Source organism: Solidesulfovibrio alcoholivorans DSM 5433 (genome assembly GCF_000702665.1).
Classification (GTDB): Bacteria; Desulfobacterota; Desulfovibrionia; order Desulfovibrionales; family Desulfovibrionaceae; genus Solidesulfovibrio; species Solidesulfovibrio alcoholivorans.
This window is the reverse complement of record NZ_JNJA01000005.1, coordinates 164650-191617: the sequence shown is the minus strand read 5'-3', so window position 1 is coordinate 191617 and position 26968 is coordinate 164650. Positions and strand designations below refer to the sequence as shown.

Sequence of the window (26968 nt, the reverse complement as noted above, 5' to 3'; positions counted from 1 at the left end):
CGGGCCTTGTGATTAAAGGGGGTTGCCTAACCCAACCGGGCCACGACGAGATCGCCCATGGCCTTGCAGCCGACGAGATTCCTGCCCGGCTCCATGATGTCGCCCGTGCGGTAGCCCTCGGCCAGCACCTTGGCGCAGGCCGCCTCGATGGCGTCCGCCGCAGCGATTTCATTGAAGGAATGTTTGAGCATCATGGCCACGGACAGGATGGTGGCCAGGGGATTGGCCTTGTCCTGGCCCGCGATGTCCGGGGCCGAACCGTGGATGGGCTCGTACAGGCCCGGGTTGGCCGCGCCGAGCGACGCCGAGGGCAGCATGCCGATGGAGCCGGTGATGACCGCGGCCTCGTCGGAGAGGATGTCGCCGAAGAGGTTCTCGGTCACGATGACGTCGAACTGGGACGGATCGCGCACGAGCTGCATGGCGGCGTTGTCCACGTACATGTGCGAAAGCTCCACGTCCGGGTAGTCCTTGGCCACTTCCAGCACCACCGCGCGCCACAGGCGCGAGACGTCGAGCACGTTGGCCTTGTCCACGCTGCACAGCTTGCCGCGGCGCTTTTTCGCGGTTTCGAAGCCGACCTTGGCGATGCGGCGCACCTCGTGCTCGGCGTAGACCATGGTGTTGAAGCCGACCTTCTCGCCGCCACGCTCCTCGATGCCGCGCGGTTCGCCGAAATAGGCCCCGCCCGTGAGCTCGCGCACGACCATGACGTCGAGGCCCTTGCCCACGATGTCCGGGCGCAGGCAGCAGGCGGCGGCAAGCTCGGGGAAGAGCCTGGCCGGGCGCAGGTTGGCGAACAGCCCGAGCGCCTTGCGGATGCCGAGCAGGCCCTTTTCCGGGCGGATGGACGGATCGAGGGTGTCCCACTGCGGGCCGCCGACCGCGCCGAGCAGCACGGCATCGGCCGCCTTGCAGGCCGCGACCGTGGCCTCGGGCAGGGGGCCGCCCGTGGCGTCGATGGCCGCGCCGCCGATCAGCGCTTCGGTAAAAACGAATTCCAGGCCGTACTTCTTGCCGACCGTCCCCAGTACCTTCATGGCCTCGGCCACGATCTCCGGCCCGATCCCGTCGCCCGGCATCACACAGATGTTATAACGCATGGTATATCCTTGGGATATGCCTCCGGCGGCCGGGAGAGGCGCTGCCTCTCCCGGACCCTCTCCGCCGGGGGGGATCATCCCCCCCGGACCCCCGGCATAGGGGGCGAGTCATTCATTTGCTATCACTCAGAATACCCTCCGGGTTTCACCCCCCCTTTCGGGGTGGTCCAGGAGGGGCCCCCGGCCCCTCCTGGCCGCCGGAGGCATTCCTCTTCTCCCTCTGCCTCTTCCGCGCTACGCGCGTACGGCCAGCCTATCCTTGACGTAGGGAATGAGCCCCCCCTTGTCGAGGATGCCCTTCATGAAGGTCGGCACGGGCTTGCACTGGATTTTCGCGCCCGTGGTCAGGTTTTCGATGACGCCGGTGTCGGCGTCGACGTTCAGTTCGTCGCCGTCGCTGATCTTGCTCACGTCGTCGCCGATCTCCAGCAGCACGAGGCCCATGTTGAAGCCGTTGCGGTAGAAGATGCGGGCGAAGCTGTGGGCGATGACCACGGGAATGCCCGCGCCGAGGATGGCGACGGGCGCGTGCTCGCGCGAGGAACCGCAGCCGAAGTTCTCGCCGGCGACCATGAGGTCGCCCTTCTGCACCCGCTTGATCCAGCCGGGCTCCAGGCCTTCCATGCAGTTGGCCCCGAGTTCGGCCACGTCGGTGGTGACCAGGAACCGGGCGGGAATGATCGCGTCGGTGTCGATATGCGCCCCGACTTTGTGCGCTTTGCCATGGAACATTATATTTCTCTCCTTCGTCGCTGGGGAATCCCCCCCCATCGAGGGGGTCCGGGGGGCATCATGCCCCCCGGCCGCCGGAGGCATCTTCCTCTTCCCTCTTCCTTACACCTTCGCCGGGTCGATGATCTCGCCGGCGATGGCCGCAGCCGCCGCGGCGGCGGGGCCGGAGAGGTAGACTTCGCTTTCGAGGCTGCCCATGCGGCCCTTGAAGTTGCGGTTGGTGGTGGCGATGGCGCGCTCGCCGCCGGCCAGGATGCCCATATGCCCGCCCAGGCACGGCCCGCAGGTGGCCGGGCCGACGATGCAGCCGGAATCCATGAAGGTCTCGATGAGCCCTTCGGCCAGCGCCTGCCGCCAGATGGCCGGGGTCGCGGGCAGGACGATGCAGCGCACGTCCTTGCTGACCTTTTTGCCCTTGAGCACCGCAGCGGCCTGACGCAGGTCCTCGATGCGGCCGTTGGTGCAGGAGCCGATGACGGCCTGGTCCACGCGCAGGCCGGCGACCGCGGACACGGGCTTGACGTTGTCCGGCAGGTGCGGGCAGGCGATTTGCGGCTCCATGCCCGTGGCGTCGATGGTCACGACGCGCTCGTAGGTCGCGCCGGCGTCGGCGGCGAGCGCCACGTCGCCCTTGCGGCCATGGGCGGCGGCGTATTCCAGGGTCTTGGCGTCCACGGGGAAAAGCCCGACCTTGCCGCCGGCCTCGATGGCCATGTTGGACATGGTCATGCGGCCCTCGATGGAGAGTGCCGACGCCAGGGGGCCGGTGAATTCCAGGGCCTTGTAGAGCGCGCCGGAGACGCCGATGGTCCCGATCAGCGCGAGCATGAGGTCCTTGCCGCCGACGAATTCGCCGAGCGTGCCGGTCAGCACCACCTGGATGGTGGGCGGCACCTTGAACCAGGTTTCGCCAAGGGCCATGCCGCCGGCGATGTCGGTCGAACCCATGCCCGTGGCGAACGCGCCGAGGCCGCCGTAGGTGCAGGTGTGGGAGTCCGCGCCGATGACCACGTCGCCCGGGCCGACGAGGCCGAGCTCGGGCAAGAGCGCGTGCTCGACGCCGACGTTGCCGCCCTCGTAGTAATGGGTAATGCCCATTTCCTTGGCGAATTCGCGGCAGACCTTGACCTGCTCGGCCGAGGCGATGTCCTTATTCGGCGTGAAGTGATCGGCCACGATGGCCACCTTATCCTTGTCGAAAACGGCGGTCGCGCCCATCTTCTTGAAGGACTTGATGGCCAGCGGCGCGGTGATGTCGTTGGCCAGGACCAGGGACAACCGGCAACGCACGATCTGCCCGGGTCCGGTGACCGTCTCGTCGCTGTGCGCCTGCAGGATTTTTTCGGCTAAAGTTGCGGGCATATCCGGTCTCCCTCCTTTTTGGCCAACCGGTTGAGTGCGTTGATGAAGGCGAGCGTGCTCGCCATGATGACGTCGTCGTGGACGCCGCGGCCGACCGAGGTGGCGTCGCCTTCGCGCACGCGCACGGTCACTTCGCCCTGGGCGTCGGTGCCGCCGGTGATGGCGTTGATGTGGAATTCCTCGAGCTCGGGCTTGCGGCCCACGGCCTCGCACACGGCGTTGAAGGAGGCGTCCACGGGGCCGGAGCCGGAGGCGTACTGGCGCACTTCCTTGCCGTCCACGATCATCTTGACCACGGCCATGGGCGCGAGTTCCACGTTGCCGCAGTGCACGGAGATGAACTGCAAGGCGTAGTGGTCGGGCCGGCGCAGCACCTTTTCGAGGATGAGCGCCTCGATGTCCTCGTCGAGAATGTTCTGCTTGCGGTCGGCCAGTTCCTTGACCGCGTCGAAGACGATCTTGAGCTCGTCATCGGTGAGCTTGTAGTTGAGTTCCTTGACCTTGGCGTCCAGGGCATGGCGGCCGGAGTGCTTGCCGAGCACGACCACCGCGCCCTTGCGGCCGATGTGCTCGGCCGTCATGATCTCATAGGTACGGCGGTCCTTCAGCACGCCGTGCTGATGGATGCCGGACTCGTGGGCAAAGGCGTTGCGGCCGATGATCGGCGCATAGGGCGGTATGGGCTGGCCGATGATGCCGGAGAGGCGGCGGCACGAGGGGAAAAGCTCCTCGGTGACGATGCCCGTGGTCAGGTTGTAGTAGTTGGGCCGGGTGACGAGGCCCATGACCACCTGTTCGAGGGACGCGTTGCCGGCGCGCTCGCCGATGCCGGAGAGCGTCACTTCCGCCTGGCGCGCGCCGGCGTGCAGCGCGGCCAGGGTGTTGGCCACGCCGAGGCCGAGGTCGTTGTGGCAGTGCACGGCGAAGGTGACGTTGCCCGCGCCTGCGACCGTGGCCAGGAGGTGGCGGATGAGGTCCGCGAATTCGGCGGGCTGGGCGTAGCCCACGGTATCGGGGATGTTGACGATGGTCGCGCCCGCGGCGATCACGCGGTTGCAGACTTCAACCAGGAATTCGCGATCGGAGCGCGAGGCGTCCTCGGCCGAAAACTGGACCTCGACGCCTTTGGATACGGCATGGCGCACGGCCGCCTCGGCCATCTCCAGCACCTGCGCCGGGGTCTTGCCGAGCTTGTGCTCCATGTGCAGGGCCGAGGTGGCGAGGAAAGTGTGGATGCGCTTGCGTTTGGCGTTTTTGATCGCCTCGTAGCCTCGGTCGATGTCCGCGGGCAGCGCCCGACACAAGGCCGCGACCACGGGTTTTTCCACGGCTTCGGCGATGGCGGCCACGGCTTCGAAGTCGCCGACGCTTGCGGCCGGAAAGCCGGCCTCGATCACGTCCACGCCGAGCGTTTCCAGCTGGCGGGCCATGCGGACTTTTTCCTCGCGGGTCATGGTGGCCCCGGGCGACTGTTCGCCGTCCCGGAGCGTGGTGTCAAAAATGTATACCCTGTTTTCGTCGGGCATGGAGATTCTCCCTTTAATGTCCCGCAACGGGCGCGGGATGTGCCGGCCTGACGGCGCGCAACAGCGAATGTTGGTTAGCCGAGGCCCCGGACGATGACAAGCGATGTCAGAAAGGGAATGACGGTATTATGAGAGCTCCTGGAGGGGCTCCCGTAGCTTGGCGCGGCGCGGCAGAACGAAGAAGGTGTAGAAGGGACCGGAGAGGAGGTAGGCGGAGAAGAGCAGGAAGCCCATGAGCCAGGGCTCGGAGGCCACCACGACGAAGAGGAGCATGGCCGTGACCATGGCGCTGAAGGGGTGGGCCTTGACCAGCCCGAATTCCTTGAAGGAGGCGTAGCGCACGCGGCTGACCATGAGGAAGGACAGGGCGTAGACGAGGGCGAGGCAGGCCTTGGGCATGACCACGGCGGCGATTTCGGCGGGCAGGTAGCGCTCGAACATGTAGAAAAGCGCGAGCATGCAGCCGGCTGCCGGGATGGGCAGGCCGACGAAGAACTTCTTGGAGGTCACGGTCTTGCCGGACATGACGTTGAAGCGCGCGAGCCGAAGCGCCCCGCAGGCCACGAGCATGAACGAAGCCAGGATGCCCAGGCGGCCGAAGGGGGCGAGCTGCCACTGGTAGACCATGATCGCCGGGGTGACGCCGAAGGCCACGAGATCGGAGAGCGAATCGAACTGGACGCCGAAATCGCTGCTGGTGCCCGTGAGCCGGGCGACCTTGCCGTCGAGGCCGTCGAAGAGGCAGGAAAAAAGGATGGCCAGGCAGGTCATGTCGAAACGGCCCTCGATGGCCCAAAGCGCGCCCAGAAACCCGGCGAAAAGGCTCGCCATGGTAAACAGGTTGGGCAGGATGTAGACGCTCCTGCGCGCTTTGCTTTTGCTGATCTGCTCTTCTTCCATCGGGTCCGGCTTCAGGACCGGCATCCTCGCAATGCGTTTCCCGCATTGCCGGGACACCGGGCTCGACAATTTTCCTTCAAAAATACAGCCGTATTTTTGAAATGGGGTGCGGCTTCAGTCGTCCTTTTGCGCCAGGACGGTGACGCCCGCCATGGTCTTCTGCCCCATTGTGACGGCCGGATGATAACCACGCGGCAAATAGACGTCAAGCCGCGAGCCGAACTTGATCATGCCGTAGCGCTCGCCGCGCTTGAGGCTGTCGCCGGGCGCGGCCTTGCACACGATGCGCCGCGCGATCAGCCCCGCGATCTGCACCACGGACCACTGCCCGCCGTCGGCGCCGCGCAGGCCAAGGACGTTGCGCTCGTTGTCCGTGGAGGCCTTGTCGAAGGAGGCATTGAAAAATTTTCCCGGGATGTAGCGCACTTCCGTCACCGTACCGTCAACGACCGCGCGGTTCACGTGGACGTTGAACACGTTCATGAAGATGCACACCACCTGCCGCATCTCGCCGGTCAGGGGATCGGCCGCCTCGCCCATCTTGCAGACCACGCCGTCGGCCGGGGCCACGGCGATGCCGGGGCCGGTCGGTGCGGCACGGTCCGGGTCGCGAAAAAAATTGAGGCAAAACGCCGTGAGCAGAAGCAGCGCCACGGCGGGAACGGGCCAGCGCAAAAGCGCCGCGACAAGGGTCGCCAGGGCGCACAGGCCAATGATGGGCAGGCCGTCGCGGGCCAGACCGAAGAGGGGATTATACACGCGGGACTCCAAGGGTCGGACAGACATCGGCGAAATCACGGAAGAAACCGGCCTCGTCGCGGTAAAGGATGGTGGAAAAGCCAAGCGACGCGGCCAGTTCCACGTTGCGCGGCGCATCGTCGATGAAAAGCGACGTCTCGGCCTTGGCCCCCATGGCGGCGAGCGCCAGCTCGAAAAAGGCGGCGTCGCGCTTGCTCACGCCGTGGTGGTAGCTGTTGAACACCGCGTCGAAATGGGAAAAAATGCCGTGGCGGGCGTCGAGGCGGCCCAGCCACTCGGTCTGGTCGCTTAAAATCGCGGTCCGGATGCCGGCGGCCCGTGCGGCGTCGGCCAGGGCGAACATGCGCGGCCGCAGGGTGAAACGCGACAGCACCGTTTCCGTCAGCCACGCGTCGTCGGCCGTGATGCCCGTGGCCTCGCGAAACGCCCGCCAGAAGCCGGCCTCGTCGCAGCCGCCGACCACGAAGCCCGTGCTCCAGGCCATCTCGTAGGCCAGCGGTTCGAGCACGTCAGGATCGCGGCCGGTCTCCCGGGCGATGGCGAGCAAGGCCGCGCGAAAGCCCTCCTCGGCCAGCACGCCGCCGAAATCGAAAAATATGGTCGTGGGGCGGCAAAGCCCCTCCAGCACATGATTCAAGAAAGCCTCCGTTCGCTTCCCATGCCGGGCCAAACCCCGTAAACTGCCCGAAGGCCAGTTCGCCTTTAGCCGGTTCCCCCGCGCCAAGCAAGCGCGGAGGGGAAGGGAAGAGGAGAGAAGACCGGGGCGCTGCCCCGGGCCCCGCCGGGGGGAATGATTCCCCCCCGGACCCCCTCGAAGGGGGTGGGGGGAGAGGGAGGGAATAATGGCGGAGACGATCCGTGTGGGGGTGAGCGCCTGCCTGCTCGGGCAGAACGTGCGCTACGACGGCGGGCACAAACGCGATGCATACGTCGTGGAAACACTGGGGAAATTCTTCGAGTTCGTCCCCGTGTGCCCGGAGGTGGAGTGCGGCCTGGGCGTGCCGCGCGAGGCCATGCGCCTTGTCGGCGATCCCGAGGCCCCACGCCTGGTGACGATAAAATCGGGCGTGGACCTCACGGAGCGCATGCGCGTCTGGGCCTTGCGCCGGGTGCGCGAACTCGGAGGCGAAGATCTCCGCGGCTTCATTTTCAAGGCCAAATCCCCGTCGAGCGGCATGGCCCGGGTGAAAGTCTACGGCGAAAAGGGCACGCCGGCCCCGCGCGGCACCGGCCTTTTCGCACGGGTCTTCATGGACGCCTTCCCCCTGCTCCCCGTTGAGGAAGAGGGCCGCCTGCACGACGACCGGCTGCGGGAAAACTTCATCGAGCGCATCTTCACCCTCGACCGCTGGCGCGCGACCCTTGCCGGCGACGGCCGCACGGGCCTTCCCGCCCGGCTCGTCGCCTTCACCGCGACCAACAAGCTGCTGCTCATGTCGCACAGTCCGGAGATGGCCCGCCAGCTCGGCAGGCTCACGGCCGAAGCGAAGAACTGGCCCGCCGACGCCCTGCGCGCATCCTACGAGACCGTGCTCATGCGCACCTTGAGCCTGCCCGCGACCCCGGCCAAGCACGCCAACGTGCTCGAGCACATCGCCGGCTATTTCAAGAAGTTCCTCGACGCGGACGACAAGGCGGAGTTGCAGGCCGTCATCCGCGACTACCGCACGGGCCTCGTGCCCCTGGTCGTGCCCGTGACCCTTTGCGCCCATTACGCGCGCAAGTTCCAGGTGGACTATCTCCTGGCCCAGGCATACCTCCATCCCCATCCCGTGGAGCTCAAACTGCGCAATCACGTCTAACCCCGGAAACACCGCATGCGCATCCTGTTTGTCGCCCTGCTCCTGCTCGCCTGCCTTCCCGCCTCGGCCGCGGCGGCGCGGCCCAGGGCCCTGCCGAGCGCCCAGGCCACGGCGCAAGTCGTCGGCAAATTGACGGCGTCCGGCCGTGTCCACGGCCTGGTGGTAGGCTTCGTCAGCCCCCAGGGACGGGCGGTCTACGGCTTCGGGCATTTCGGCGAGGGCAAAAACGACCCGCCCCCGGACGGGCGCACGCTGTTCGAGCTCGGCTCCATCACCAAGACCTTCACCGGCCAGATGCTGGCGCAGGCAATCATGGCGGGGCGCGTGCGCGTCACCGACCCCATGCGGCTCTATCTGCCCCAGGACGTCATCGCCAAGGACTCGCCGCTTTTCTGGGTGAGCCTGCTCGACCTCGCCACCCACACCTCGGGCCTGCCCGAAACGCCGTCCAACCTGCCCTCCAAGGACCCGCGCAATCCCATGGCCGGTTATTCCACCGCCCTGCTCCTGGACTACCTGCGCACGGCCAAGCCGATCGCGCCCGTCGGCCAGAACTTCTATTACAGCAACACCGCCGCCGGCGCCCTGGGCATGCTGCTCGCGCGGCTGTGGGACACGGACTACGAAACGCTCGTCAAAACGCGCCTGTGCGCGCCACTTTTCCTGCGCGACACAACGATTACCCTAAGCCCCGACCAGGCCGCGCGCATGACCCGGGCCCATGCCGCAGACGGCAGCCTGCTGCCCAACTGGGACGTGACCGGGCTCGAAGGAGCCGGGGCCTTCCGCTCCACGGCCGAAGACATGCTCACCTACGCCGCGGCCAACCTCGGCATCCTGCCCTCGCCGCTTTTGCCGGCCATGAAGCTGGCCCAACTGCCGCGCAAGCACGTCTCGTCCATTCCCACGCTCTACATCGGCCTCTTCTGGAACATCATGAACTTCGGCGGCAAGGAGTACGTGCTCCACGCCGGCCGCTCCGGGGGCTATTTCGCGCTGGTGCTGCTTTCGCCCGAGGACGGGGCCGGCGTGGTGTTTCTGTCCGACACCGAAGGCGACTTCTCCGACGAGGGCTGGAAGCTCCTGGAACTCGTCTCGGGCAAGCGCCAGCCCTGACCCGGGCCGGATGGAATCGGATTTGCATCGGGCAGGCCGCGCGACACAATTCCCAAACGCCGGCCGGCGCGTCCCGCTCCACCGCGCTCCGGCCCCAACGCCCCAACCGGAGGAACCGCATGGCCGCGTCCGACAAACCACAAAAAGCCGCCGGCATCGGCTGGGACCTCGACGCCCTGCCCCTGGACAAGGCCTGCCGCTACTTCCGCAATTATCTCGACGCGTTCGCCATCGACCTCCCCCTGGCGGTCACCTTCGTCAACCGCATCCTCGAGGACAACGCCTCGAACCTGCCCACTCTGCCCGAAGACGCGCACCGGCTGCTTACGCACGCCATCCGTTCGGCCGTGCGCCTGGCCACGTTCGATCCGGCCATCCTGGGGCTTGGCGCAAGCTCCGGCGTCGCGCCCGGCGTGCAGACCATCGTCAAGGTGCTCGAAGCAACGCACGTGGAGCCGGAGATCTTCAACCAGCTGCGCAAGGCTTCGGTCAGGTACCAGGCCGAGGACATCCGCGCCATCTGCGAAAAGGTGCTGGCGCGAAACCCCATGGCCGTGCGCTACGCCGACCTGCTGCTCGCCGTCGATTTTCACGAGGGCCGGCCGCCGAGCCCCGCCCTGGGGGGCTTCCGCTGCCCCAAGGTGCTCTCGCCCCTGTGGGCCAGGCGCCTTTTCGACCACCACGCCGGCATGGGCGACGACGACGCCGCCCTTGCGCTGTGGGAAAGCGTCAAGCCCCTCGCCGACGACCCCGTCACCCTGGGGCTGGCCGCCGAACTGCACCGCCGCGCCGGGGATACGGAAACGGCCCTGGCCCTTTACGACAGGGCCATCGCCCTCGACCCCTTCGGGCGGCCGTACCGGCTGCGCCGCGAAGAACTCGCCGCGCCCTTTCGCCCCGATCCCGGGCTCGTGGAGCGCAAGGACGTGGCCGTCTACCTCTACAGCTTCAACAAGGCGCAAGTTCTCGGCGAGACGCTTACGAGCCTGCGCGGCAGCGCCATCGGCCCGGCGCGCATCAAGATTCTCCTCAATGGCTGCACCGACGACAGTCTGGTCGTCGCCAGACGGGCCAAGGAACTTTTCCCGGAAAACGAGGTGGAGATCATAAGCCTCCCGGTCAACGTGGGCGCGCCCGCGGCGCGCAACTGGCTGCTGGCCCAGCCCGCCACCCGGGAATGCGAATACGTGGCCTTCCTCGACGACGACGTCTACGTCCAGCCCGACTGGCTGGCCCACCTGCTCACCGTGGCCGAGCGCGACCCGCGCATCGGCAACGTGGGCTGCAAGGTCGTCTTTCCCGGCCGCTTTCCCCTGCTGCAATACCTCTACCGCCACGTAGCCATCGCCCACCCCGAGGTGATCCGTGTCAGCCTGCCCACGCCCCCGGACCAGTACGACACCGGGCTGTACGACGTGGTGCGCGAAACGCGCGTGGTCATGGGTTGCCAGCACCTGTTGCGCACGGCCTCCCTGGCCGACGCGCCCGCCTTCGACATCCGCTACTCGCCCTCGCAGATCGACGACACCGACCACGACCTGCAACTGTGCCTGGCCGGCTGGAAAGTCTTCTACTGCGGCACGGTGACCTGCGTGCACCGCCAGGGCTCGGGCACCTCCGCGCGCAGTCGGCTTTCCATGGCGAGCCAGGGCAGCATCATCGGCAACGACGTGAAGTTCTCCTACAAATGGTTCGACCGCCGCGAGGAGCTGGAGCGCCTCGACGCCATGAGCCTGCACGAAGGGACGTAAGCGCCGGCCCTCCCCTTGACACGGCGCCGTTCGTGTCAATTATTTGAGCATACGAAACCACCGATGAGGAGGTTGGATATGTTCAGGAGTCTTTTGCCGCGCCTGCGGGAAAAGTCCGTGGCGGCCAGGCGGCCGGCGAGCATGGCCGACCTGATGGAGGATTTCTGGCGCGAGCCTTTCGGCGCGCTGCCCGCCCTTTTCAAGGACATGGAGTATCCGGCCGTGGACGTCAGCGAAGCCGATGGCGTGGTCACGGTCAAGGCGGAACTGCCGGGACTTGAACCGGGCGATGTGGAACTTTCCGTGGAAAACGACGCTCTGGTCCTTCGCGGCGAAAAGAAGTTCGCCGACGAGGAAAAAAAGGACGATTACCATCGCATCGAGCGGTCCTACGGCGCGTTTTCCCGCGTGATCCCGCTGCCGGGCAAGGTGCGCGAGGCCGAGGCCAAGGCCCGCTTCGACAAGGGCGTGCTTGTCGTGACCCTGCCCCGCGACGCGGCCGAGGCCGCCAGGAAGATCACCATCGAAAGCTAGCTTCCCTTCCGCGGCGTATCGCCGCATCCCACCGACCGGGAGCGCCCGTGCAGGCGCTCCCGGTTTTTTTTCGCCCAATCCGGGGCCGGCCGTCGCATCCGGCCACGCGGCACGGTACGGGCAGGCACGCGCCACAGCCGACACGGCCGGCCGGCGCGGCGACCCCGTTTCTCTTGCCCTCTGCCTGCGGGTCGACCTCCCGTGCCCTCCACCGGGCCAACCCCGTTTCGGCACGGTCGCAAGGCCGGACAAGCGATTCAAAAACAATTATAAAATCAATATATTACAAAATTTATTCATTTCTCCGCAAATTCCTTGTTGACGACGGCCCGCTGATTTGGCAGTTATGCCCCTCGGCAACGGCGGCCGCCCCGCCGCTCCGGACCGGACGGAAAAAAGTGAAAGAAATTGATTGACAACCGGGCCGGGCGCAAGTAACTAGACGGGTCCTTGAAACGAGGCGGCATAGCCAAGTGGTAAGGCAGAGGTCTGCAAAACCTCCATTCTCCGGTTCAAATCCGGATGCCGCCTCCACAGCCGATCCTGAGCGGGAATAACTCAGTGGTAGAGTGCAACCTTGCCAAGGTTGAAGTCGCGGGTTCAAATCCCGTTTCCCGCTCCACCGAACAATCGAAGGCCGGCCCCAAAGCCGGCCTTTTTCTTTGCCTCCCCGGCCGATTCGCGGTAAGCCGCCTTTGTCTACCAAAACGGGAGCCAATCGTGAGCCGTACCATTTCCCTCGACGCCCCCCTGGACGAACTGCTCGATTTCGCCAAGAGCCGCTACACGGTCCGTTTCGAACCCGTGGCCGTGGCCGGCGAAACGCTGGACATCCTCCAGATCGACGACCTCGAAGCCCTCATCGACCGCCTGGTCCGGGAAGCGGGCAACGGCCAGATCACGCTGCCCTACTGGGCCAAGATCTGGCCCGCCGCCATGCTCCTTTCGCATTTCCTGCCCCACCTCGGCCCGGGCGAGGGGCGCACGCTGCTGGAACTCGGCGCGGGCGTCGGCGTGTGCGGCCTGTTTGCGGCCCGGCGCGGCTTCGACGTGCTCCTGACCGACATCAACCCCGACGCCCTGTTGTTTTCCCGGATCAACATCCTGCAAAACGGCCTGTCCGACCGGGCGCGCGTCGCCCGCGCAGACTTTGCCGCCGACCGCCTGGGACGGCGCTTCGACGTCATCCTCGGGGCCGAGGTCCTGTATATCGAGGACCTCTACCGCGGGCTGTGCAAGTTCCTCCTGGCCCACATCGCCCCGGATCCGGCCGCCGAAGTCGTGCTGATCAAGGACTTCACCCGCCGGGCCGGCCGCTTCATGACGCTGGCCGAAAAGGAATTCCACATCACCGAACGCGTGGTGGGCTACAAGGAAACCGACCCCGCCGACGGCAAGCCGGAACGCAAACTGTGCCAGGTCTTCCGCCTGCGCCCCCGCAAGCATGCCTGAACCGGCCCGCGTCCGGCCCTGCCGCCACCCATCCCCCCAGCGCGGGCGACGCGTCCGCCCGGCCGCAAGACCGCCCCTGCCGCCTGGGAACACAGCGAGCATCGCATGAACGCATCCCCCGCCGCCCTGCGCGGCCTGACTTCCCGGCCCAAGACCCACACCCTGGAACTGGACAAGACCTGCCCCCCGGCCGAGACCGTGGCCCGGGCCAAGGAAGCCTTCGCGCGCCTGGGCAAGGGGGTGCTCGCCGAAACCCGGCGCATCGACACGGGCCGCCTCGGCATCCCCGTGTACATGAGCCTGTGCGGCGAGGCCGCGCGCGGCGTCATGCCCACGCGCAAGCAAATGGGCAAGGGCGCAAGCCCCATCCAGGCCGAGGCCTCGGCCCTCATGGAGCTGGCCGAACGCTTCAGCTTCTTTTCCTACTTCGCCGACACGGACCGCTTCGCCCCGGCCACCTGGAGCCAGGCCGAAACCTTTTTCGGGGAGGCGCTCCTGCCGCCGCGGCTCGTCGCCCACAGCGTCGGCGACGCCTGCGACGCGGCCACGGCAAGGTGCATCCTCGACCTGTACCCCTGGGATTTCGTCCTGGCCCGGGACGTGGCCGCCGGGCGCGACGTGGCCGTGCCCCTCGACTGGTTCAAGCTCTTAAACGAATTCAACGGCTCCTCGGCCGGCAACTGTTACGAGGAATCCGTGCTCCAGGGCGCGTGCGAACTCATCGAACGCCATGTCTGCGCCGTGATCGACCGCACGCGGCCCACGCTCCCCACCATCGCCCCGGAAAGCTGCACCGACCCGGTGCTGCGGGAACTGCTCGCCGCATTTGAGAAAACCGGCGTCCGGGTCGTGCTCAAGGACTTCAGCCTCGGCATGCCCGCGCCGACCGTCGCGGCCATCGCCTACGACCCGGCCACCTTTCCCCACGCTTCGGAGATCGTCTTCACCGCCGGTACGGCCTCCTCCCCGGCCAAGGCCGCCATCCGCGCCCTGACCGAAGTGGCGCAACTGGCCGGCGATTTCGAGACGGGGAGCAACTACGAGGCCTCGGGCCTGCCGAAATTCACGCGCCTTGCCGACGCCGCCTGGGTCATGGACGGGCCGGTCGCGCCCCTTGCCAGCCTGCCCGATCTCGCCGCCCCGGACATCGCCGCGGAACTGGCGACCCTGGCCGACCGGATGGCGGCGCTCGGACATCCGCTTTTCACCGTGGAAACCACCCACCCGGAGCTGGGCCTTTGCGCCAACTACAGCTTCGCTCCGGGCCTGGCCTTTCGCGAGCGCACTCCTGCCGCGAGCCTCGGGCTTTTCACCGGCCGGATGCTCGCCGAGCGCGCCGACCCGGACACGGCGCGGGCCGGGCTTGCCGTGCTCGCCGCGCTTTTCCCGCAGGCGGCCTACGTGCCGTTTTACGAGGGCATGCTCGCGCTGCGCCTGGACGACCCCGAAGGGGCGCTGCCGCACTTCGCCCGGGCCTGGGAACGGGAGACGCGCGACGAGGACCGGGCCCTGGCCGCCTTCTACCAGGCCCACGCCCTGTCGCTTATGGGCCGCCATGCCGAAACCCCGCCCCTGCTCGACCGGGCCATCGCCCTTTGTCCCGAGGTCAAGGAATACTACAACCTGCGCGGCGTGGCACGCTTTCGCGCCGGGGACTACGCCCGCGCGGCCGAAGATTTCCAGGCCGCCCTGGACCTTGACGCGGGTTCGGCCATGGACCTGGCCAACCTGGGGTTGTGCCTGGAGCGCATGGGCCGGCTGGAAATGGCCGTCCACCATCTGGACGCGGCCCTGTCCCTTGATGCCGGCATCGACTTCGCCAGGAAGGCTTTGGCGCGCATCAAAGGGGAAGCAATTTGACACGCTTTGCCACAATAAAGCGATTTCATGGACATTTTTGGCAATACTACACGGCCAATCCCGTGAAAGGCATTGACAAAACAGGGCTGCGGCGATTACGTTAAAAAAATAACTCGGGAGCCGGAGCCTTCTCACACGGCTCGCCAGTGCAACATTGACCCATCGGGCATCAAGGGTGCTCTGATTCATGGGTGAGGCCTCCCGTAACACGGGGCGCCGTCAGGAACCCGCCCGGGTTTCCGCAAACGGTCCGGGCGCTTTTCTCACAACCTGTAAGGAGGATGCGCATGGCTACTGTCGAGTACAAAGGCAAATCGTTCGAAGTCGATGAAGACGGCTTCCTGCAGCGCTTTGAAGATTGGACCGAGGAGTGGGTTGACTACGTGAAGGACTCCGAGGGCATCAAGGAACTGACCCCCGAGCACAACAAGGTCATCGAGTTCCTCCAGGACTACTACAAGAAGAACGGCATCGCCCCCATGGTGCGCATCCTTTCCAAGGTCACCGGCTTCAAGCTCAAGCACATCTATGAGCTGTTCCCGTCCGGACCCGGCAAAGGAGCCTGCAAAATGGCCGGCCTGCCCAAGCCCACCGGCTGCGTCTAGGCCTACCTTTCCTCGAGGAAAAAAGGCGGCGAGGCGACTCGCCGCCTTTTTTTGCGCCCATGGGCCCGTGCCGGGGCGCGGCTGCGCCGCAGCCCTTCCCTGCCCCGGGGACAAAGCGGCGACGGCCCGACAGACACGCCGGACCGCGACGAGGCGCGCGCGGGCGCGGCAACCGATGCCGGCCCGCGAGCCCAGCGCGCATCGGGCGTGGCCTGCGCGGCGGCGTTTCCGCCGCGGCCTCCCGGCTACTTTTGCGGTTTGGGCTTGGCCTTGGGCTTCGGCTTCTTTTTCGGCTTGGGCTTTTTCTTCGGCAGCTTGCCTTCCTCGGCGAGCTTGAACAGCTTGCGCTTTTTCGACTCGAAGGAGATGGCGGTCTTGATGGCCGCCAGCGCCATGGCCGCGATGGTCAGGATGATGACCAGCCCCTTTTGCAGCTGCCACTTCTGCTGCTCCATCATGTCCGCCACCCAGCCCTGGCCCGAGGACTGGAACAGGTAGACGAAAAGCGGCACCAGCACCAGGGACAGCCCGAGTCCCGCCACTTCCATCCACAGGAAGTTGCGGCCGAGCAGCATGCAGAAAAAGGTCGAATCGCGCACGATGCGCAGCGTGATGAGCCGCGTGCGCAAGGTGCGGATACGCTCGTCCACCTCGGGCAGGTATTCGCGGCTCTTGTGGAAGTTCGCCGGCTCGTCCATGGGCGAGGTCCGCATCCAGTTGAGCTTGGTGGCGCAGAAATTGAAATCGGTGTTGAATTCCCGCAGCAGCGACGGGAACGGAAACCAGGCCGCCTCGCGCTGCACGCTTTTGAGGTCCTCGTACTGCCGGGCCTGCTCCGCCTGCATCACCTTGACTTCGCTGGCGACCTTCTTGGCGACCTGCGCCTCGACATCCGCGACGCCGGCCTCGAACCCCTTGTAGGCCACGTAGTTGCCCAGCTTGCCAAGCGCCAGCAGTTCCTGGATCTTCTCCTCCGAGGCGACGAGGTACGGCTCCCCCTCGAGGAACCGCTCCCGCAGCGATTCCGAAAGCGCGCCAAGGCTGGCCACGAGCGCCTGGGACGCCTCCTGCGCCTGCTTCCAGACCCGCCACAGCGCGGCCAGGATGTGCAGCCGGCCCCGTTCCAGTTCCGGGTCGATCATCACCCGGTTGAACATGGACGGGTCCGTAGCCATCAGCTGCGAAAAAAGCTGCATCGCCTGGTCCGTGAACCCCATCTTCACCAGACACACGCCCTGGCGGTAGACGGGTTCGAACCAGCGGGGGCTTTCCTTGAGGCTCTCCCGATACAGGGAGATGGCCTTGTGCTGCTCGCCCTGGACCTCGAAGGCCCGGGCCTGGAGCCAGAGGAAATAGGCACGTTGCAGCGCCGTGTAGCAAAGCCGGCCGGACTCCTGCCAGTAGTAGACCGCCTTGGTCCAGTCTCCTGCCTCCATGGCGGCGAAGCCCTGGAGCGACTTGGGCTGGTAGGCGCGGGGGTACTTGGTCAGGGCCTGAAGCAGCATTTCCTCGTACTTCTCGGCGTTGCGCTCGCGAAGCGCCGTCAGCGCGTCCCAGTAGAAATCCCCCTCGCGCCGGCCGGTCTGCGCCAGCCCCGCGGGCAGATCCTTGCCCTTGGCGCGCCAGACCGCCTCCAGCATGCGCGTCTGCAGGGACTGGTCGATCTCGAAAATGGCCGCGAGCAACAGGTCCGTGTCTTCCTTGCCGGTCAGGCGCCTGGTCATCTCGCCCAGCGTGTCGTTCGCCAGGGCGGCGTCGAGCTTCTGGGAGAGCGCTTCGAGCCCGGTGATGGGCAGCCGGCCGAAGCGCTCCCAGACGTCCGGGCGGGGCGCGTCCAGGACCTTGGACGGACACTGCCGGGGCTCGTGGTTGCTCAGGCCGCAGTAGAAGCAGGGCACGGCGTCGGCCGCGGACAGGTTGCCGGGCAGCGGCACGGCCAGGGAGCCGGCCTTGTCGGACTCCTCCCCGGCCGTGACCAGGCTTACGTTGCACCAGTCGTCGATGTTCACGCCGCGGGAAAGCGCCCGGGCCTCGTGGATGACGAACTCGTCCCCCAGGAAGAAGGCCGAACGAAAGCTCATGTGCGGAAAGTCCGGGGCCATCTGGTCCCAGTTGAGCCCCAGCCGGCGCGGCAGGTCCTTGCCGAAGGTGCGGCCCTTGGAGGGGACCGCGGCCATGACGCTCGGCCAGTAATGCCCGTCGCCGCCCGCGTCCTTTTCCGCTTCCAGACGCATGATGCGCGAGACGGTGTCGCGGCACCAGGTACGGAAATGCTTGAGCCCCGGGGCCTCGAACAGCAGGAAGCCCTCGTGGCGCATGAACCTGAGTCCCAGGCGGTCGATGATGTCGTGCAGTTCCGCCGCGATGTTGCGCCAGCCCTCGGCCGTGTCGCGGCTCAAGGGGTCGCCCAGGGGCCGGATGACCCCCATCCAGGCCAGCCCCGTGTCGTAGGCCAGGCCGGGGTCGGCCTCGAAGCGCTCGAAATGCACCCGGGCCAGCCCCGAGGACGGCTTGACCGGCGTGCCCGACAGGCCCGGATTGCCGGCCAGCTGGGGCTTGAGGTTGGGATGGAGCAGGATCTCCAGGGAATCCGAAGGAATGGCATGCTGCCGGGACAGTTCCACGGAAATGGACAGGGTGCGGTCGAATTTGGGACCGACGAGCAGCGAGGCCGGGAAGACCTCGATGAAGATCGGCAACGCGTTGACGCGGCCCCAGACATGGATGCGGGCCAGGGCGCGCAGCCCCTCGTCGCCGAGAAAGTACCACAGCGACTGCCCCGTGGTCTCGGCCATGCGGAAGCCGCCGTAGTCCTCGAGCATGGCGTCGAAGGCCGCGTCGAGTTGCCCCTCCCAGGCCACCCACACGCCGATGCCCGTGTGCACCATCCGGGTGGAACTCACATGGGGCAATTTCTCGAGTAAACTAGTAATGTATAATGTGGACAACGGCGGGCTTCTCCCTTATCTGGCTTCCATGGACATCTCAAAAACCATCGCATCTCTCAAGGCCGAGCCGGGCTTTCTCGAAAAGGTCGGCATGGTGCTCGTGCACAACGGCGTGGCCCGGGCCACGTCGCGCAACGGCGCCCCCGTGGGCAAGCTCGAAGTCCGCGTGGACCAGGACCTCGTCGAGGCCATCCGCCGCGAGGGCGAAGCCATGCCCGGCATGTTCCGGGTGCTGGTCGAAGCCCGGGCCGGCACGTTCACGCCCGGCGACGACCTGCTGTTCATCGTCGCGGCCGGCGACATCCGCGAGCACGTCCTGGCCGGGCTGACGTACACGCTCACCCGCATCAAGGCCGAAGCCATCACCAAGAAAGAACTCGCGCCGGAGTGAGAAGGGCCGGGGGGACGCCTCCGGCGGCCAAAGGGCTGTCGCCCTCTGGACTCGCGTGACGATTTCCCTCCTTTCGCTTCCACTCTGCCGCCCGCTTCCAGGTGATCCGGTTGATCGGGGGCCACCCCGGCCGTCCGGTTCATTTATGGTCCGCCCCGGCTGTGCGTATCAATTCCATTATGCGTGCGGCTTCTTCCGGCTTGTCGCGCTTGAGGCATCCCTGCGCGTAGCGCAGGGCCTTGCGCCACAGTTCTTTTTGTATGCATTCCCTGTGCCAGTCCGTAATATCGTCGCGGGCGAGGAGCTTGCACATGGAACGGATGCGAAAGAGGTCCTGGCCGAGGTAGATGGCCGAAAGCTGGTCCGCGCGGCCGCCGTGGCGCACGGCCAGGGGCGCGTCGAGCAGCCCCACGGGATGGCGCAGCAGGGTGCGCAGCCACAGGTCGTAGTCCTCGCAGGCCGGCAGGGTCTCGTCGAAGCCGCCGATCTCCAGCCAGAATTCCCGAGTGAGCATGACCGTGGAGGGGCTGACCAGGCAACGCGCCAGCGCCTGCTCGAAAAAAAAGCCGTCCGGCTTGGCGTGGACGCGCCCGGGGTTGACGCGCCGGCCGCCGCGCATCCAGATCTCCTGGGTCTGGCTGATGGCCAGCCCCCGCGCGCGCATGCATTCCAGTTGCCGTGCGGTCTTTTCAGGAAGCCAGACATCGTCGGAATCAAGGAGCGCGAAATAGGCTCCCCTGGCCGCAGCGAGCCCTGTGTTGCGCGCCGCGGAAACGCCCCGGGAGTGCGCGTGGGCGAGCACGCGCAGCCTGGGGTCGCCGATGCCCGCAAGCACCGCCGCCGTGCCGTCCGTGGAGCCGTCGTCCACCACCACCACTTCCAGGGAAACGCCCGTTTGCGCAAGGGCCGAGGCCACGGCGCGCCCGATCATCCCCGCCCGGTCCCGCACGGGAATGACGGCGGTGACCAGGGGCGCGTCCGTTCCGGCGAACGTCCCGGCATGGCTTGGCTGCTCCATGGCCGCGAGCTTACATGCCCGCTTCCGCCCTGCCAAGGCCGCCCTTCCCAGGCGCGCCGGCCTGGCGTAATTTGCTGCACGCGCCCCAAGGGAGGACCGCCGTCCATGCCGTCCGTGTTCACCGATTCCGTGCGCGCCTACCGTCAGGAACTGCTCGCCCGCGCCGGGGAGCAGGCCTTCCAGGTGGTGGTGGCGCAGACCGACCTGTTCGTCCTGGCCGCACGCGACCTCGGCCGGGACGTGGCCGCTTACGTCTCCGCCCTGCGGCGCGGGCTCGAGACGTACATCCTGCTCCACCCGGATTTTCGCACCTCGCTTTCGCCCGTGGCCGTCGGCGACGACGCGCCGGCCATCGCCAGGGACATGGCGGAAGCGGCGGCGCGCTTCGGCGTGGGACCCTTCGCGGCCGTGGCCGGTGCCTTTTCCCAGGCCGTGGCCGACGCCTTTGCCGCAGCCTCGCCCGAGATCGTGGTGGAAAACGGCGGCGACATCTTCCTGCGCGGCGCGGCGGCGCGCACGGTGGCCCTTCTCGCCAGGCCCGTGGACGGCGCGCGCCTGGCGCTCACCTTCGCGCCGGACAAGCTGCCGGCGGCGGTGTGCGCCTCCTCGGCAACGGTGGGGCATTCGCTCTCCCTCGGCGAGGCCGACATGGTGACCGTGGTCGCGGACCGCGGCGCGGTGGCCGATGCCGCAGCCACGGCCCTTGGCAACATGCTGCGCACGAGCGCCGACCTGCCGGCCGTGCTGGCGGCGGCGGAAGCCCTGCGCAGGCGCGGCGTGCGCGGCGTCTTCGCCCAGCTCGGCGAGATGGTCGGCGTGGTCGGCGACGTGGAACTCGCGGCCATCGAATCCTGACCACTTCCCACGGGGCGGCATTTGTGCCAAGAATTGCCCACGCTCTCCACTTCGGGAACGGCAGGCATACCATGGAACAGGCAAACACCTCGATCGCACGACTCCGCGGGGAACTGGCCACGGCGCGGCAAAGGATCGCGACGCTCGAGGCGGCTCTCGCGGCGACGGGGCAGGAATCGCCGGGGTGCGGCCGGACCAATGCGCCGGCCAACTTCTACCTCACCATATTAGACGACGCGCCGGCACTCATCTGGCGGGCCGGGCGCGACGCCAAGTGCGACTGGTTCAACAAGACCTGGCTGTCCTTCACCGGACGCTCGCTCGAGCGGGAACTCGGCGACGGCTGGGCCGAGGGCGTGCATCCCGACGATTTCCAGCGCTGCCTCGAAACCTATCTGCACGCCTTCCACGCCCGGCAGTTCTTCGAGATGGAATACCGCCTGCTGCACCACAGCGGCGGGTATCGCTGGATTCTCGACATTGGCTGCCCGTTTACGGAGCCCGACGGCGCGTTCGGCGGCTACATCGGCTACTGCTTCGACGTTACCCAGCGCCGGCAGGACGAACAGTTCCGCCGGGACGTGGACCGCATGATCCGCCATGACATCAAGGCGCCGCTCAATTCCCTGAAAACCCTGGCCCAGGCCCTTTTTTCCGATGTGCAGGACGCGGAGGTCAAGCCGCTGCTGCCACGGCTGCACCACGCCATCGGCAACGTCGTCAACCTCGTGGACTCCACGGAAAAGATCCTCCAGATCGAGCGCGGCGAGTACGCCCCCCCGGCGATCCGCCTGGACCTGCGCGCCATCTGCCGCAACACGGCCGCGACCCTGGCCCCCCAGACCGAAGCCGGCGGCCCGCGCATCCTCTTTCCCGAAAGCGGCCCCGAGGCCGCGCCGCTGTGCCACGGCGAGGAAGTTCTTATCGAAACGCTGCTCACCAACCTCGTCAAAAACGCCGTGGAAGCCTCTCTTCCGGGCGCGGCCGTCACGGTGCGGACATTCTCCGGACCTGACGCCGTGGGCGTGGCCGTCCACAACCAGGGGGTCATCCCGGAGGCGATCCGGGACGTCTTTTTCGAGAAAGGCGTCACCTCGGGCAAGGCGGGCGGCGCCGGACTCGGGACATACAGCGCGGCGATCATCGCCAAGGCCCACGGCGGGCGCATCGACTTCACCACCTCGGAGACGGCGGGCACGACGGTGACCGTGACCCTTCCGCCAGCCCCCCGGGCGTCGCGCGAAGACGCATGACTTCGCGGCCTGTGGACACGGCCTGAGCACCTCTCCGAAGCGCTGTTTCAAGCGTCCTCGCCCGAGCGGACAGGCGCGACGCCGGAGCCGCCCCCAAAACGAACGCCGGACGCTTGCGCGCCCGGCGTTCGCCTGGCCAATGGCGGCCTCCCCCTAGCTGGCGATGGCTGATCGTATGTCAAGGCGCGCCAAAAAACCGGCCGCCCGGCCGCAATGCGGCCGGGGACGCCGGGGCGCGCGACAGCGCGAAGCCGGAAGGTACGGGGAAAGTTCAGGCATGGACGCTCTCGATGGTCCGTTCGAGTTCCCGGCCAAGGGGCGTGCGCAGGGACAGGTGGCGCTCGATCGACGTGATGCCCTTGACCACGGTGGAGTGGCGGCGGTTGAAGCGGTTGCCGATGTCCACGAGCGACAGGTCGGTGTGCTGGCGGGCCAGGAGGAAGGCGGTGTTGCGGGCGAGCACGTACTGGCGTTTGCGCGATTTCGAGACGAGCTGGTCGGGCGAAATGCGGTAGACGTCGCAGACGTAGCTCACGATGTCGTCGAGGGTGAGCGGCCGTGCGGCGAGATCGTAGTGGCGCAGCACGTCCCAGGCGAGGTCCACGGAGATGCGGCAGTTCAAGAGCCGCGCCTTGAGCACGAGGTTTTGCAGGCAGCTTTCGAGCTGGCGCACGTCGGCGTGCAGCCGGTCGGCCAGGAGCGTGGACACCTCGTCGGGCAGCAGCACCTGGTGGATGGCGGCCTTGCGTTCGAGGATGCGCTTGCGCGTGGCCAGATCGGGCTTGTCGATGACCGCCAGGAAGCCCGAGGAGATGCGCGAGAGCAGCTGCGGATCGAGGCCCGTCAGGTCGCGGGGCAGAAAGGAGCTGGTGAAAACCAGGCGGCAGCCCCGGGAATTGAGCGCTTTCAAGGTATTGAGCAGTTCGTCCTGGATGCGCGGCTTGTCGCGGAAAAAATGCACGTCCTCGAGCAACAGCACATCCACGTTTTCGCGAAACGCGGCCTTGAACCGCTCCACCTGCTTGGTCTTAAGCGCCATGACCAGGCGGTTGGCGAATTCCTCGGCCGAAAGGTAGGCCACGCGCAGGCTGCGGCCGTGATCCTCGCCGTCATGGCACAGGCGGCGGCCCATGGACTGGATGAGGTGGGTCTTGCCGAGGCCGGGCGCGGAACTGATGAAGAGCTGGTCGGCGGAGAGCGACATGTCGCAGATGCCCTTGCTCGCCACGTAGGCCAGTTCGTTGGAGGGGCCGACCACGAACTCGTCGTAGCTGAACCGGAACCGGTCCGGGATCAGTTCCGGAGCCTTGGGCTCCATGGGCAGGGTCAGGGATTTGTGGATCTTGGCCGGGCGCGGCGGGACGATCGCCGTTTTCGCGGGCGCGTCATCGACGGCGCGGGCGGTGACGACCACCTTGGGCCGCGTGCCCATGACCACGGCCGCGGCCTCGGTCACGGCGTCGGTCAGCCTATCCCGCACCCAGGTTGCCACGAAGGCGTTGGGGGCGGAAAGTTCCAGAACTCCGTCACGGGCCCGGGCCGAAAGCGGCTTGATCCAGAGGTTGTAGAGTCCAGGACTCAAGGTCGATTCAAGTAGCTGCTTTGTTTTGGGCCAGATCGTTTCCATGGGGGGCACATTACGGAGGGGGGGACATGGGGCAAAGGCCGGTTAGGAGCCGCTTTCCCGGGGGGGCGCTTCCGGTTCTCTACAGCATAACAGGCTTGATTTATGAAACTTATTTTTCGAGCAAGCAAGGACGGGGCTTTGGGGCCGTCCCTGTGAGGCCACGCCGGACGGGGCTTTCCGGCTGTCGGCAGTTATTATACACACATGTGAAAGCGTTTTCCACAAGCGCATCTCGCAATATCTCCACTTTTCGCACTGAAGATTTATTTTTTTCGTCTTCCAACATATCACTTTTGGGTTGACCACAAGGGAAACCCGCTTGGCCGTTGCCGATCCGTGGTCAAGCCCCCCCAAACGGTCATGCACATGTCACGAACAACAAGCTAATTTCATTGTAAAAAAAAGATTGTCCCGCATCCGTGCCGCGTTACGATCGGAAAAACGAAAAAACCCGCCACGGAAATGGCGGGTTTAAAACAGACACGGGAAGGCCGAAATTCGGGATTTAAACCGAACTAGACGACATTTGCGCCAATCGCGGATAACGGCCGCAGGAAAACCGTTCGTCTTCCGGGCAATATCCGAGCCGCTCGCAACGCGCACCGGCTCCGGCGAAGATGACCGGCAGCGCCTCGCGGCAAAGGCCAAGCATGGCGCAGGCCATGGCCCGGATCTCCCATTGGGCGCGCATGCAGCAGCGCAGTTCGAAAAAGTGCAAGAGCGACCGGCAGTTCATGGTCACGACGACTTTCGTCTCGCAGGCGTTGGGCAACACGAACCGGGCGTCCTCGTTGGCCTTGGCCCCGCGCCCGTTTGCGGCGAGGATTTCCTGGAGCTCGGCGTAGGCCGCGCCGGCCTGCGCCATGGCCGCCTCGAAGCGCGCGCGCGCTTCGGGGATGGCGGCGATCTGCGGCGGCAGCACGTAGTCGAAGCCGGCGGCGTCCACGTAGCGCTGGGACTGCTGGGAATAGCTCGCGATGCGATGGCGCACGAGCTGGTGGGAAAGCGCCCGGGACACACCGGCCACGGCAAAGGTGAAGGAAACGTGCTCCACCGGGGACTCGTGGCCCGAGGCCAGGATGCGGGAGACGAATTCTGCCTGCTTTTCCGGCGCGATCTCGCCGGAAAGCAGGCGCGGCCACATGTCCGCCACATACCCGGGATGGTAACATTGCCGGAAGGCGGCGTAGATGAGCGAGAGCGCGTCCGGGGTGTGGGCGAGGAGATTTACGGCGAGGGTCGTTGCGGGCATGTCAGTCCAGCATTCCTTTCTTGATGTGCGCATACGCCTTGGCCGTGGCCACGCGGCCGCGCGGCGTGCGTTTGATGAGCCCGCATTGGATCAGGTAGGGCTCGTAGATTTCCTCGATGGTGCGCACCTCTTCGCTTAGGGCCACGGCGAGCGTCTTCACCCCCACCGGGCCGCCCTCGTAGTGGCCGATGAGGATTTCGAGGATCTTGCGGTCCATCTGGTCGAGGCCGTGCGGGTCCACGTCCAGGCGCGCGAGCGCCTCGCGGGCGAGCTCCTCGTCGAGGGTCGTCGCGCCGGCGACCACCGCGAAATCGCGCAGCCGGCGCAAAAGCCGTCCGGCGATGCGCGGCGTGCCCCGCGAACGCTGCCCAACGACCAGCGCCCCGGCCGGAGTGATGCCGATGCCGATGATACCCGCCGCGCGGGTCACGATGCGCGCGAGTTCCTCGGGCGAGTAGAACTCCAGGCGGAAAATCACGCCGAAGCGGTCGCGCAAGGGCGAAGTGAGAAGCCCCAGGCGCGTGGTCGCGCCGACCAGCGTAAAGGGCTCGAGGTCGATGCGCACCGTGCGCGCCCCGGGCCCCTGGCCGATGATGAGGTCGAGCTTGAAGTCCTCCATGGCCGGGTAGAGGATCTCCTCCACCGCCGGGGGCATGCGGTGGATCTCATCAATAAAGAGGATGTCGCCGCGCCGCAAATTGGTGACGATGGCGGCGAGGTCGCCGCAGCGCTCGAGCACCGGTCCCGTGGTCGTGACCAGATTGACGCCGAGTTCCGAGGCCATGATCTGGGCGAGCGTGGTCTTGCCGAGTCCCGGCGGGCCGTAGAGCAAACTATGGTCGAGCGGTCTGCCCTGCTCCATGGCCGCATCGAGGAACACGCGCAGGTTGGCGCGCAGGTCGTCCTGGCCTATGAAATCGTTTAAGCGCGACGGCCGGATGGAGTCGTCGGGAGTGGCGGCAACGGGGCCGGAAGGCGGGCAGGCGTCGTTCATGTCTTCTCGGAGGCCAGGCGTTTGAGCGCCTGGCGCAACGCCCCGGCCACGTCGAGGTCGGGCTCGTCCTCGAGCACGGCCGCCCCCACGCGCCTGGCATCGGCATCGGCATAGCCCAGATTGGTCAGTCCCGCCACCACGTCGGCGAGCACGCCCGCGCCGACGCCGGCCGGCGCGGCCAGGGGCGCGGCGGCCGACGCGCGGCCTTCCAGCTTGTAGGTCAGTTCGATGAAAATGCGTTGCGCGCTTTTCTTGCCGATGCCCGGCACGCGCACGAGGGCTTCCATGTCGCCCGTGGCCACGAGCCGCGCCAGATCGTCCGCGGAAAAGCACGACAGGATGCCAAGGGCCGTGCGCGGCCCGAGCTTGCTGATGCCAAGGAGCAGGCGGAAGGTTTCGCGGTCGTCGAGCGTCGCGAAGCCGAAGAGCTCGAAGGCGTCCTCGCGCACCACGGTGTGGACGAAAAGGGCGCAGGTGCCGCCCGGGGCCGGCAGGGACGCGGCCACGGGAGCGGGCAGCTCCAGCTCGTAGCCCACGCCGCCCGGGGTGAGCACGATGGCGAAGCGTTCGCGCCGGGCCACGACCCGGCCTTCGAGATAACCGATCATCGCGCCTCGCACAGGCGCTTGAGCCGCCTCTGGTTCAGGTGACACACGGCCGCGGCCAAAGCGTCGGTCGCGTCCACGGCGAATGTTTCCCGGCATGCGAGCACCCTGGCCACCATGAAGGCCACCTGGGTTTTTTCGGCCCGGCCCGTGCCGACCAGGCTCTTTTTAATGATGGTCGGCTCGTAGGAGGCCACGGGCAGCCCGGCCACGGCGCAGGCCGCCAGGGCCGCGCCTCGGGCCTGGCCCAGTTTCAGGGCCGTTGCCGCGTTTTTGGACACGAACACGTTTTCCACCGCGACCTCGACGGGCGCGTGGCGGGCGATGAGTTCGGCCACGGCGCTGTAGATCACGCCCAGGCGGCGGGGAAAATCCGTTTCCGCGCCGGTGCGCACCACGCCCGCGGCGACGAGCTCCAGCACGCCCGAACGCTCGCGCACGAAGCCGTAGCCCGTGACGCGCGAGCCCGGGTCGAGCCCGAGCACAATCAGTTCCTGCGCCTCCCCCATCCGTCGTGTCCATC

The 26968-nt window shown here is 66.8% G+C and carries 24 protein-coding genes and 2 tRNA genes; 12 read left to right on the top strand and 14 right to left on the bottom strand.

The window, feature by feature from the left end; genetic code table 11:
- Positions 1-26: 26 nt before the first annotated feature.
- From leuB to Q368_RS0111435, 7 genes are all read right to left on the bottom strand, one after another.
- On the bottom strand, positions 27-1103 hold the full coding sequence (gene leuB, locus Q368_RS0111465) for a 3-isopropylmalate dehydrogenase (protein ID WP_029459210.1): 1077 nt from the start codon (positions 1101-1103) through the stop codon (positions 27-29).
- A 234-nt stretch (positions 1104-1337) separates the two neighbouring features.
- Positions 1338-1835, bottom strand: a complete 498-nt coding sequence (locus Q368_RS0111460) for a 3-isopropylmalate dehydratase small subunit (RefSeq protein WP_029459209.1) — start codon at positions 1833-1835, stop codon at positions 1338-1340.
- A gap of 102 nt (positions 1836-1937) precedes the next feature.
- A complete protein-coding gene (leuC, locus tag Q368_RS0111455; protein WP_029459208.1) occupies positions 1938-3197 on the bottom strand; it encodes a 3-isopropylmalate dehydratase large subunit in 1260 nt (419 codons plus the stop codon).
- On the bottom strand, positions 3182-4723 hold the full coding sequence (locus tag Q368_RS0111450; protein WP_029459207.1) for a 2-isopropylmalate synthase: 1542 nt from the start codon (positions 4721-4723) through the stop codon (positions 3182-3184). Before Q368_RS0111450 ends, leuC begins: the two co-directional genes overlap by 16 nt.
- Before the next feature lie 126 nt (positions 4724-4849).
- Entirely contained in the window at positions 4850-5647 is a 798-nt protein-coding gene (gene pssA / locus Q368_RS0111445) for a CDP-diacylglycerol--serine O-phosphatidyltransferase (RefSeq protein ID WP_245611331.1), read from the bottom strand.
- 90 nt (positions 5648-5737) lie between these two features.
- Positions 5738-6382 (bottom strand): phosphatidylserine decarboxylase family protein, encoded by a 645-nt coding sequence (locus tag Q368_RS0111440; protein ID WP_029459205.1) that lies wholly within the window; start codon positions 6380-6382, stop codon positions 5738-5740.
- The gene (locus tag Q368_RS0111435) at positions 6375-7010 is read right to left on the bottom strand and encodes an HAD family hydrolase (protein ID WP_029459204.1); all 636 of its coding nucleotides are present in this window, start codon (positions 7008-7010) and stop codon (positions 6375-6377) included. The genes Q368_RS0111440 and Q368_RS0111435 overlap by 8 nt, the downstream gene beginning before the upstream one ends.
- A gap of 214 nt (positions 7011-7224) precedes the next feature.
- On the opposite strand from Q368_RS0111435, the gene Q368_RS0111430 reads away from it, so the two are divergent.
- The 9 genes from Q368_RS0111430 to Q368_RS0111390 all read left to right on the top strand — a co-directional run bounded on the left by Q368_RS0111430 (position 7225) and on the right by Q368_RS0111390 (position 15502).
- Positions 7225-8184 (top strand): YbgA family protein, encoded by a 960-nt coding sequence (locus tag Q368_RS0111430; protein WP_029459203.1) that lies wholly within the window; start codon positions 7225-7227, stop codon positions 8182-8184.
- A 15-nt stretch (positions 8185-8199) separates the two neighbouring features.
- Complete coding sequence (locus Q368_RS0111425; RefSeq protein ID WP_029459202.1) at positions 8200-9300, top strand: serine hydrolase domain-containing protein; 1101 nt, start codon at positions 8200-8202, stop codon at positions 9298-9300.
- Positions 9301-9419: 119 nt separating this feature from the next.
- Positions 9420-11051, top strand: coding sequence for a glycosyltransferase (locus tag Q368_RS0111420; protein ID WP_029459201.1), 1632 nt, complete (start codon positions 9420-9422; stop codon positions 11049-11051).
- A 78-nt stretch (positions 11052-11129) separates the two neighbouring features.
- Positions 11130-11585, top strand: coding sequence for an Hsp20/alpha crystallin family protein (locus Q368_RS0111415; protein WP_029459200.1), 456 nt, complete (start codon positions 11130-11132; stop codon positions 11583-11585).
- A gap of 459 nt (positions 11586-12044) precedes the next feature.
- Positions 12045-12119, top strand: a tRNA-Cys gene (locus Q368_RS0111410).
- A 13-nt stretch (positions 12120-12132) separates the two neighbouring features.
- A tRNA-Gly gene (locus Q368_RS0111405) sits at positions 12133-12207 on the top strand.
- Positions 12208-12305: 98 nt separating this feature from the next.
- Positions 12306-13037 carry a class I SAM-dependent methyltransferase gene (locus tag Q368_RS0111400; RefSeq protein ID WP_029459199.1) on the top strand — a complete coding sequence of 244 codons (732 nt, stop codon included), beginning with the start codon at positions 12306-12308 and terminating at the stop codon, positions 13035-13037.
- A 105-nt stretch (positions 13038-13142) separates the two neighbouring features.
- Positions 13143-14897, top strand: a complete 1755-nt coding sequence (locus Q368_RS0111395; RefSeq protein WP_029459198.1) for a YcaO-like family protein — start codon at positions 13143-13145, stop codon at positions 14895-14897.
- A 287-nt stretch (positions 14898-15184) separates the two neighbouring features.
- Positions 15185-15502: a TusE/DsrC/DsvC family sulfur relay protein gene (locus Q368_RS0111390; protein ID WP_029459197.1), complete on the top strand. Its 318-nt coding sequence runs from the start codon at positions 15185-15187 to the stop codon at positions 15500-15502.
- 245 nt (positions 15503-15747) lie between these two features.
- Here the strand turns inward: Q368_RS0111390 and Q368_RS0111385 are convergent, their stop codons facing one another.
- Positions 15748-18405, bottom strand: a complete 2658-nt coding sequence (locus Q368_RS0111385) for a tetratricopeptide repeat protein (RefSeq protein WP_245611330.1) — start codon at positions 18403-18405, stop codon at positions 15748-15750.
- Positions 18406-18478: 73 nt separating this feature from the next.
- Between Q368_RS0111385 and Q368_RS0111380 the strand changes: the two genes are divergently transcribed.
- On the top strand, positions 18479-18841 hold the full coding sequence (locus Q368_RS0111380; RefSeq protein WP_029459195.1) for a molybdenum cofactor biosynthesis protein MoaE: 363 nt from the start codon (positions 18479-18481) through the stop codon (positions 18839-18841).
- Positions 18842-18980: 139 nt separating this feature from the next.
- Here the strand turns inward: Q368_RS0111380 and Q368_RS0111375 are convergent, their stop codons facing one another.
- A complete protein-coding gene (locus tag Q368_RS0111375) occupies positions 18981-19859 on the bottom strand; it encodes a glycosyltransferase family 2 protein (RefSeq protein WP_052360119.1) in 879 nt (292 codons plus the stop codon).
- 105 nt (positions 19860-19964) lie between these two features.
- On the opposite strand from Q368_RS0111375, the gene Q368_RS0111370 reads away from it, so the two are divergent.
- Positions 19965-20714, top strand: a complete 750-nt coding sequence (locus tag Q368_RS0111370) for a UPF0280 family protein (protein WP_029459194.1) — start codon at positions 19965-19967, stop codon at positions 20712-20714.
- Positions 20715-20785: 71 nt separating this feature from the next.
- On the top strand, positions 20786-21967 hold the full coding sequence (locus tag Q368_RS23095) for a PAS domain-containing sensor histidine kinase (RefSeq protein ID WP_043785742.1): 1182 nt from the start codon (positions 20786-20788) through the stop codon (positions 21965-21967).
- A gap of 271 nt (positions 21968-22238) precedes the next feature.
- Here Q368_RS23095 and Q368_RS0111360 read toward each other — a convergent pair whose 3' ends face one another.
- From Q368_RS0111360 to ruvC, 5 genes are all read right to left on the bottom strand, one after another.
- Complete coding sequence (locus Q368_RS0111360) at positions 22239-23594, bottom strand: DnaA ATPase domain-containing protein (RefSeq protein ID WP_029459192.1); 1356 nt, start codon at positions 23592-23594, stop codon at positions 22239-22241.
- 505 nt (positions 23595-24099) lie between these two features.
- Positions 24100-24846 carry an FAD-dependent thymidylate synthase gene (gene thyX / locus Q368_RS0111355; RefSeq protein ID WP_029459191.1) on the bottom strand — a complete coding sequence of 249 codons (747 nt, stop codon included), beginning with the start codon at positions 24844-24846 and terminating at the stop codon, positions 24100-24102.
- Between the two features lies 1 nt (position 24847).
- On the bottom strand, positions 24848-25840 hold the full coding sequence (ruvB, locus tag Q368_RS0111350) for a Holliday junction branch migration DNA helicase RuvB (protein WP_029459190.1): 993 nt from the start codon (positions 25838-25840) through the stop codon (positions 24848-24850).
- On the bottom strand, positions 25837-26448 hold the full coding sequence (gene ruvA, locus Q368_RS0111345) for a Holliday junction branch migration protein RuvA (RefSeq protein ID WP_029459189.1): 612 nt from the start codon (positions 26446-26448) through the stop codon (positions 25837-25839). The genes ruvB and ruvA overlap by 4 nt, the downstream gene beginning before the upstream one ends.
- The gene (ruvC, locus tag Q368_RS0111340; RefSeq protein WP_029459188.1) at positions 26445-26954 is read right to left on the bottom strand and encodes a crossover junction endodeoxyribonuclease RuvC; all 510 of its coding nucleotides are present in this window, start codon (positions 26952-26954) and stop codon (positions 26445-26447) included. Before ruvC ends, ruvA begins: the two co-directional genes overlap by 4 nt.
- Positions 26955-26968 lie beyond the last annotated feature (14 nt).

Coding starts and splice junctions, on each gene's coding strand:
- leuB (WP_029459210.1), bottom strand. CDS start 1,103: ATGCGTTATAACATCTGTGTGATGCCGGGCGACGGGATCGGGCCGGAG.
- Q368_RS0111460 (WP_029459209.1), bottom strand. CDS start 1,835: ATGTTCCATGGCAAAGCGCACAAAGTCGGGGCGCATATCGACACCGAC.
- leuC (WP_029459208.1), bottom strand. CDS start 3,197: ATGCCCGCAACTTTAGCCGAAAAAATCCTGCAGGCGCACAGCGACGAG.
- Q368_RS0111450 (WP_029459207.1), bottom strand. CDS start 4,723: ATGCCCGACGAAAACAGGGTATACATTTTTGACACCACGCTCCGGGAC.
- pssA (WP_245611331.1), bottom strand. CDS start 5,647: ATGCCGGTCCTGAAGCCGGACCCGATGGAAGAAGAGCAGATCAGCAAA.
- Q368_RS0111430 (WP_029459203.1), top strand. CDS start 7,225: ATGGCGGAGACGATCCGTGTGGGGGTGAGCGCCTGCCTGCTCGGGCAG.
- Q368_RS0111425 (WP_029459202.1), top strand. CDS start 8,200: ATGCGCATCCTGTTTGTCGCCCTGCTCCTGCTCGCCTGCCTTCCCGCC.
- Q368_RS0111420 (WP_029459201.1), top strand. CDS start 9,420: ATGGCCGCGTCCGACAAACCACAAAAAGCCGCCGGCATCGGCTGGGAC.
- Q368_RS0111415 (WP_029459200.1), top strand. CDS start 11,130: ATGTTCAGGAGTCTTTTGCCGCGCCTGCGGGAAAAGTCCGTGGCGGCC.
- Q368_RS0111395 (WP_029459198.1), top strand. CDS start 13,143: ATGAACGCATCCCCCGCCGCCCTGCGCGGCCTGACTTCCCGGCCCAAG.
- Q368_RS0111390 (WP_029459197.1), top strand. CDS start 15,185: ATGGCTACTGTCGAGTACAAAGGCAAATCGTTCGAAGTCGATGAAGAC.
- Q368_RS0111380 (WP_029459195.1), top strand. CDS start 18,479: ATGGACATCTCAAAAACCATCGCATCTCTCAAGGCCGAGCCGGGCTTT.
- Q368_RS0111375 (WP_052360119.1), bottom strand. CDS start 19,859: ATGGAGCAGCCAAGCCATGCCGGGACGTTCGCCGGAACGGACGCGCCC.
- Q368_RS0111370 (WP_029459194.1), top strand. CDS start 19,965: ATGCCGTCCGTGTTCACCGATTCCGTGCGCGCCTACCGTCAGGAACTG.
- Q368_RS23095 (WP_043785742.1), top strand. CDS start 20,786: ATGGAACAGGCAAACACCTCGATCGCACGACTCCGCGGGGAACTGGCC.
- Q368_RS0111360 (WP_029459192.1), bottom strand. CDS start 23,594: ATGGAAACGATCTGGCCCAAAACAAAGCAGCTACTTGAATCGACCTTG.
- thyX (WP_029459191.1), bottom strand. CDS start 24,846: ATGCCCGCAACGACCCTCGCCGTAAATCTCCTCGCCCACACCCCGGAC.
- ruvB (WP_029459190.1), bottom strand. CDS start 25,840: ATGAACGACGCCTGCCCGCCTTCCGGCCCCGTTGCCGCCACTCCCGAC.
- ruvA (WP_029459189.1), bottom strand. CDS start 26,448: ATGATCGGTTATCTCGAAGGCCGGGTCGTGGCCCGGCGCGAACGCTTC.
- ruvC (WP_029459188.1), bottom strand. CDS start 26,954: ATGGGGGAGGCGCAGGAACTGATTGTGCTCGGGCTCGACCCGGGCTCG.